Origin of the sequence: Bacillus sp. JJ1503 (genome assembly GCF_036965125.1) — a bacterium.
Taxonomy (GTDB): Bacteria; Bacillota; Bacilli; order Bacillales; family Cytobacillaceae; genus Cytobacillus.
The window spans coordinates 1-6,687 of record NZ_JBALOZ010000255.1; the positions used below are offsets into that span (position 1 = coordinate 1).

The following is a 6,687-nucleotide window of genomic DNA, read 5'->3' on the forward strand; positions in this document are numbered from 1 at the left end:
CCTTTCTTACCAGTCCCTTTCTTGCCAGTCCCTTTCTTACCAGTGCCTTTCTTGCCAGTTCCTTCACCAGTTCCTGCAGCAAAAGGGTTTTGCATTAAAAAATCCTCAAGTCCATTAGATTCCGCTTGGTTAATTAAATCTAAAACATCGATTCTCTCCAATTAGAGAACCTCCTTTCTAATAAAGTTCCTTTAATGTAAGGTACTGTATTGTATGAAACTTTATTGAAGTTGTCCTAGATTCCTGTCCAATTCTAATCCCTTTATGATCAAATATTTTCTTACCCTCATAAGATGGAATATCAAATCATAGAGGAATGATTGAATGACACAAAATATACCTGTCATCGGTATTATGATTAAGCCTCGGCATTATAAAAAACTGATGAACGATGTATGGAACGAAAGGCTGTTACCTTCCAAACTGGTGATAGACGGTAATGAGTATGAAAGCGGTATTGCCTATCGGGGAGATCACGTACGTACATTTCCTAAAAAATCGTATCGAATTAACTTTGAAACATATAATCAAGAGTTTAGCGGGAATGAAATTCATCTTAATGCAGAATATCGTGATCCGTCATTGATTCGCAACAAACTATCATTTGATTTTTTCCAAACGATTGGCTGTCTTGCTCCAAATTCTAGACATGTTTTCCTTGAGCTCAATGGAAAGCCTGAAGGTATCTATTTGCAGCTTGAATCCGTAGATCAATGTTTTCTACAAAAAAGACAGCTTCCAAATGGGCCAATTTTTTATGCAACTACCTATCACGCAAATTTTTCATTATTAACGCCGGAAAATGGACCAAAATCTTCCCTTTTCTCTGGATATGATCAGAAGGATGGTAGTGAAAAGGATATTCATGACTTAGAAACATTCATAGCCAAAATAAATACGATTCCTCGGGAAAATTTCAGTGAAGAAATAACGAAGTACCTGGATGTGAAAAAGTATCTGATATGGCTTTGCGGGGCAGTTTGTACACAGAACTTTGATGGTTTCATTCATAATTATGCCTTGTATCGTAATAGCGAAACGGGATTGTTCGAAATGATTCCTTGGGATTATGATGCAACCTGGGGGAGAGACTGGGATGGAGAAATAATGGAATACGATTACGTCCCCGTCCGAGGCTATAATACGCTTACAGCACGCCTGCTTGATCATAAGGAATTCCGTGATCAATATCGCCTTATGCTTGAAGAAATTCTGAATACGTCATTTACTATCAGTGCATTGGAACTGAAAGTGACAAATATGTATAACCAATTGCGAACGTATATAACTTTAGATCGGTATAAAAGCAGAAAATCTATCAATCTATTTGAAAGTGAGCCAGAACTGATCCTTCAATTTATTTCAAATCGGAATCGTTATCTTCTAGAACAGCTTAAGAATTTGAAATAGGAGGCCATAAAGTGGGACCAATTATAGTAAAAAATGCAGGAAAGTATGGCAGGGGGATATTTGCGGATCGTTATATTAAGAAAGGGGAATTGCTGGAGAAAGCCCCGGTAATTATTATTCCTGACCAAGAATGGAAGCAAATGAGAAAAAGTGTGCTACAAAACTATGTATTTCGTTGGGGAGAAGATAAAGCCATCGCTTTAGGATATGGTTCTTTATATAATCACTCCTATACTCCTAACGCAAAGTATATTACCAATATTGAAAACCAAACTTTAGACTTTTATGCCAGGAAAGATATTCAAAGAGGAGAGCAAATTTTTGTAAATTATAATGGAGATCCAAGTGATCAGTCGCTATTATGGTTTGACGTTTTCTAGGGTGCCTTTCATCACCTTGGTCAGTCCTTGCTGTATTCACGCAGTGATGGACTGACCCTAATACTTGGCTTTTTTATTCTTTGCTTTCGGCAATTTGGGCATTTTCCGATATATCCTCGAATGGGATCGATAAAAAGGACGAGCCAGTTAAAAGTTTAATTAGTTACATATATAGAACCCTAAGGAGGTCTATCCGTTTTTAATAAAGTTGATAGAATATACGAGTTATCTAAAAATTTAGTATAATATGATAGTATAGAAGTACTACAAACTCAAATAAAACTTGGAGGAAATAAATTGAAAAACTATAGTTTTATTGGACCTTTAGTAGCAGTTGCCCTACCGTTTGCCATATTTGAATTTTTAAGAGGTGGGCTTTGGGATGATCCTTTATTTATAATGCCCAGAGGACACTTTTATATTGTAAGTGCAGTTTCTATATTATCTACCATACTTGCTATAGCTGTTGGGGTTGTTGGGAAAAGACTAAGGAATATTAAGGTTAGCTTTTTAGCTTTATCCTTCATTTCTCTAGCTCTTGTGTTTGCTTTACATGGTTTATCTACACCACACTTTTTGCTCCCTGAAACACATTTACCAGGTGTTGCATCACAGTTAAGTATGTTATTAGCCACTATATGGTTATGGTTATCTTCTTTACCCTCTGATCATAAACTTGTTGAAAAACTATCACAGCGACAAAGTATGCTTGTTCCAGGTTGGATATTAGCCTTAAGTATTTTTGGCATAGTATCAATGAGTTTTCCAAACATAATGCATTTCATTCCATTAAATGTAAAGCCTCTTAATTGGTTTGTTACTGCTATCGTCTTACTGCTAAATATAATTACTATTATTCGATATTATCAAACTTATAGATTTTCACGGTTCCCCCTCCAGATATCGATTGTCTATAGTGCAGGCTGGTTTATTGTATCCCAGCTTATCATGATTTTGGGAGAGATATGGAGGCTAAGTTGGTGGATGTATCATTTTCTATTATTAGCATCAATGATTGTTATGCTTATTGGATTAATTAAGCAGTATGTAGTGAGGGGGAGTTTTGTAGGTGCTATCCGTGCATTATTTACTAACGATCCATTTGAAAGAATTACAAATAGTGCTTCGCCAAGTGTTAAAGCTCTAGTAGTTACTACAGAAAAAAAAGATACATATACAATGGGCCATACTTTTAGAGTAACCATGTATGCATTGAAACTAGGAGAAGAACTCAAGTTAAAACCAGAACAATTAAGGGCAATAGCTCAAGGAACTCTAGTTCATGATGTAGGGAAAATAAGTATCCCAGATTCGATTATCAACAAGCCTGGTAAACTATCTAGTGAGGAAAGAGAAATTATAGAGACGCATCCAGTGAATGGTTACGAAATGTGTAGAGACCTTGGTTTTATGAAAGAAGAGCTCAGTATCATACGTTCTCATCATGAAAAATGGGATGGCAGCGGTTATCCTGACAAGCTTCAAGGGGGAGAAATAGCGCTTTTAGCTAGAATAGTAGCTGTTGCGGATGTTTACGATGCTCTTACCTCTGAAAGATCCTATCGAAAAGCATGGACCCATAACGAAGCCGTAAAGTATTTAATTGAGCAAAAAGGCATTCACTTTGACCCTAAATGTGTAGATGCATGGGTTAACTTGTGTGAACGAAACCCGACAGTTTATCAATATCCATCTAGTACAATAAATAATGATACTACTGGTACATTGATTTCTTCATTTTAGATTTTTTGTGCTATTTGCAAAAAAAATCTAGAATAAATTGTTCCAAAATCCGCATGTAATATTAATATAGAACATAAGCCAAATACCGATAAATGTTTTACTTTTTAACACCTTATTCTTGAAAAGACACAATCCTATGACATGGTGTTATATGTCATTAGGGCTTTCTTCACGATTGCGACTTTAATTAGAATATTCGTTGTTAAACCTGATAAAGTATACTAGGAAAGTGAAGAATCAAATAGGAAAGAATAAATGGCAGCAGGTTAATCATTTAAAAACAAAAGTAAAAAAGGATGCCTTGATATTGAAGGCATCCTTTTTTGTGCCCTAATAAATGTGATTTTTATGTAAAGCCAAATTCTTTGCTTTATTACAAAACCATTTCTCCATTTATATTTATTTAGAGGATGACACATTATTGCAAGCAGATGATATGGAGTTGTCTAACCTTCAAGATCTTGTTGGTACAACCTATTTGCATACAGATTTTATTTTAATCGCAGGGAAAGAGGTTTTGGATATGAAGGATCTTTTTAAGCAAGTGAAGTATATTTAAAGGGAGCAGAGACTCATACCATTAATACATGTTGGAACAGTGATATGTACAAAATATCTCTAACAAACAATGTTGGAGATGTGAAGGATGCAATTAAATCAAACGTATATCAAACTTTGTAATGTGAAAATCTATTGTGAATACTGGTTAGATGAAAAGCCTCCACTTCTTTTAATTCATGGATTTGCTTCTTCTATTTATACATTTAATCTTCTGATCCCTTTATTAAAAGAATATTTCTCAATCATCGCCATTGATTTACCTGGATTTGGCCGCAGTGAAAAATCGGCCTCCTTTGTGTATTCCTTTCAAAATTATGCCCAGATCGTTGCCGATTGTATCGATTACTTTAAATTAAAAGAGGTGAATATTGCAGGACACTCGATGGGTGGCCAAATTGCATTATATACAGCGAAAATCATTCCTGAAAAAATAAAGAACTTGGTGTTATTATCGAGTTCCGGCTATTTAAAAAGAGCAAACAAAGCGTTAATTTTATGTACCTATCTCCCTTTTTTTCACTATTACATAAGAAGAAAGGTCCAAAGTAAGGAAGTGCGGGAACATTTGAAAAACGTATTTTATAAGCAATCTCTCATAACGGAAGACTATATTGAGGAATATGGAAAACCGTTGCAGGAAGATGGGTTTTACATATCCCTGATGAGATTATTAAGATACCGTGAAGGTGATTTACCAAGTAAGGAATTAAAAAATATTACGATCCCAACATTATTACTTTGGGGAGAAGAGGATCAAGTCGTTCCAGTTCATATTGGTCATCAATTAGCTAATGACTTGCCTAACGCAAAGCTCATTACATATGAAAAAACGGGCCATTTAATTACGGAAGAACGTTCAAATGAAGTTTTTAAACAAATTTTAGCACATACATCAATATAAAAAAATTCAGTCATCTTAACTTTATCTTAACAGAAACCTAATAAACTCTTGGTAAAATGATTGTGGTAATTAATGATTTCCAGTTTCGGTGATAGAGGAGTGAGTTCCGCATAATGAAAAAGCCAAAAGTATTAATTTTGACAACAAGTTATGGCAATGGACACATACAAGTAGCTAGAGCGCTCGAAGAACAATTTACTCTTAAAAAAACCGCTGAAGTTGTTATTAGGGATATCTATCAAGATACAAATCCACGTTTACATGAATTTACGAAAAAACTATATTTGAAAAGCTACACAAAGGGGGGCGGGCAACTTTATCGCTTATTTTATTATGGCAGTCAAAAGATTTCTAAACGAAAATTAACTCCTCATTTTCCATATGGTTATTCGGAATTAAGTAAAATCATTACGGAGGAGCAACCTGATGCCATAATTAATACATTCCCTACTCAAACGGTTCCATATTTTCTATTAAAGACAAAAAAGACGATCCCCACATACAACGTTGTCACAGATTATTGTCTTCATTATTCATGGATTCATCCTAGAATTGATAAATATTATGTAGCGACTCCACAGTTAAAATTACAGCTCATAGAAAATGAAATGAACGAAGGAAAAATTGTTGTTTCAGGGATACCTGTACTAGATCAATTTCAACAAACATGTTCCCTACCCTATCTTTTTAAAAAATATCAAATCACCCCCAATTTAAAAACAATCTTATTGATTGCAGGGGCCCATGGAGTATCAAAAGAAATCAAATATATTTGTGAGAATTTAATAAGAGACAAAAAAACTCAGATCCTAATTGTTTGCGGAAAAAACAAAAAACTGTATGAACAGTTGCAAAATAAAGTTCAACGAGAAAAGTATATTCGCGTGTTTGGCTATGTTTCTGAAATGGCTGAATTGCTGCAGCTAGCAACATGTGTAGTAACAAAACCTGGGGGAATAACGTTAACAGAGGCGATGGTAAAAAACGTCCCAATCGTTTTATTACCAGCAACACCAGGTCAAGAAAACGAAAATGCTATGTTTTTTCAAAAAAACAGTGCAGCGGTCTCATTTGACAAGTTGGAACATTTGGTTAAAGGAATTCACAAGCTAACTTTAGACAAAGTGAAATTACAACAAATGAAATCATCATTAGGAAAGATTCATATGCCTCATGCAGCCGAAACGATTGTCAACGATGTTCTGCAAGAGTATTGGCAGCAAGCAAAAAACATCAAAAGTGCGAACTGAGACAGGAATTGGCTCGGAGATGTTCGGGTTATTCGGAGTGCGTGTCACAACTGAAAGAACGGCATCTCGTCCTTTTCTTTTGGATTGAGATGCCTTTTTTGTTTTTCATTAATTTCTTATTAAGATTTTTGTGAAAATTAAGCTATTTATTAAAAATGATCAACACTAAATTTATACTCCGTTCATATTTCCCTTACATCCCTCGGGTACAATCAAAGTAATTCATAGGAGGGGGGATAACAAATGATAACGAAATGGGTTCATCATTTACATCAATTTGAATGTAATGTCTTTTCACTTATTAACAATCGTTTCGACCAAAAAGGCCTAAATTTATTCTTCCGTCAAATCACTCATTTCGGTGGAGCAACGGCAACCATTAGTCTTACCATCTTCCTCATTTTATACCTTGATTTTCCAACTAAAAAATGGGGCTTTGAAA

At 34.9% G+C, this 6,687-nt stretch carries 6 protein-coding genes and 1 pseudogene; all 7 read left to right on the forward strand.

Annotated elements, in window-relative coordinates; all coding sequences use genetic code 11:
- Positions 1 to 324 precede the first annotated feature (324 nt).
- Entirely contained in the window at positions 325 to 1,410 is a 1,086-nt protein-coding gene (locus tag V7149_RS18960) for a CotH kinase family protein (protein WP_335347158.1), read from the forward strand.
- Positions 1,411 to 1,421: 11 nt separating this feature from the next.
- Positions 1,422 to 1,790 carry an SET domain-containing protein gene (locus V7149_RS18965; protein ID WP_335347159.1) on the forward strand — a complete coding sequence of 123 codons (369 nt, stop codon included), beginning with the start codon at positions 1,422 to 1,424 and terminating at the stop codon, positions 1,788 to 1,790.
- Positions 1,791 to 2,087: 297 nt separating this feature from the next.
- Positions 2,088 to 3,533, forward strand: coding sequence for an HD-GYP domain-containing protein (locus tag V7149_RS18970; protein ID WP_335347160.1), 1,446 nt, complete (start codon positions 2,088 to 2,090; stop codon positions 3,531 to 3,533).
- Positions 3,534 to 3,954: 421 nt separating this feature from the next.
- Complete coding sequence (locus V7149_RS18975) at positions 3,955 to 4,092, forward strand: hypothetical protein (protein WP_335347161.1); 138 nt, start codon at positions 3,955 to 3,957, stop codon at positions 4,090 to 4,092.
- Between the two features lie 87 nt (positions 4,093 to 4,179).
- Positions 4,180 to 4,995 (forward strand): alpha/beta fold hydrolase, encoded by an 816-nt coding sequence (locus tag V7149_RS18980; protein ID WP_335347162.1) that lies wholly within the window; start codon positions 4,180 to 4,182, stop codon positions 4,993 to 4,995.
- Positions 4,996 to 5,108: 113 nt separating this feature from the next.
- On the forward strand, positions 5,109 to 6,245 hold the full coding sequence (locus V7149_RS18985; RefSeq protein ID WP_335347163.1) for an MGDG synthase family glycosyltransferase: 1,137 nt from the start codon (positions 5,109 to 5,111) through the stop codon (positions 6,243 to 6,245).
- A 243-nt stretch (positions 6,246 to 6,488) separates the two neighbouring features.
- Positions 6,489 to 6,687: pseudogene (locus V7149_RS18990) on the forward strand (phosphatase PAP2 family protein); the annotation flags it as partial.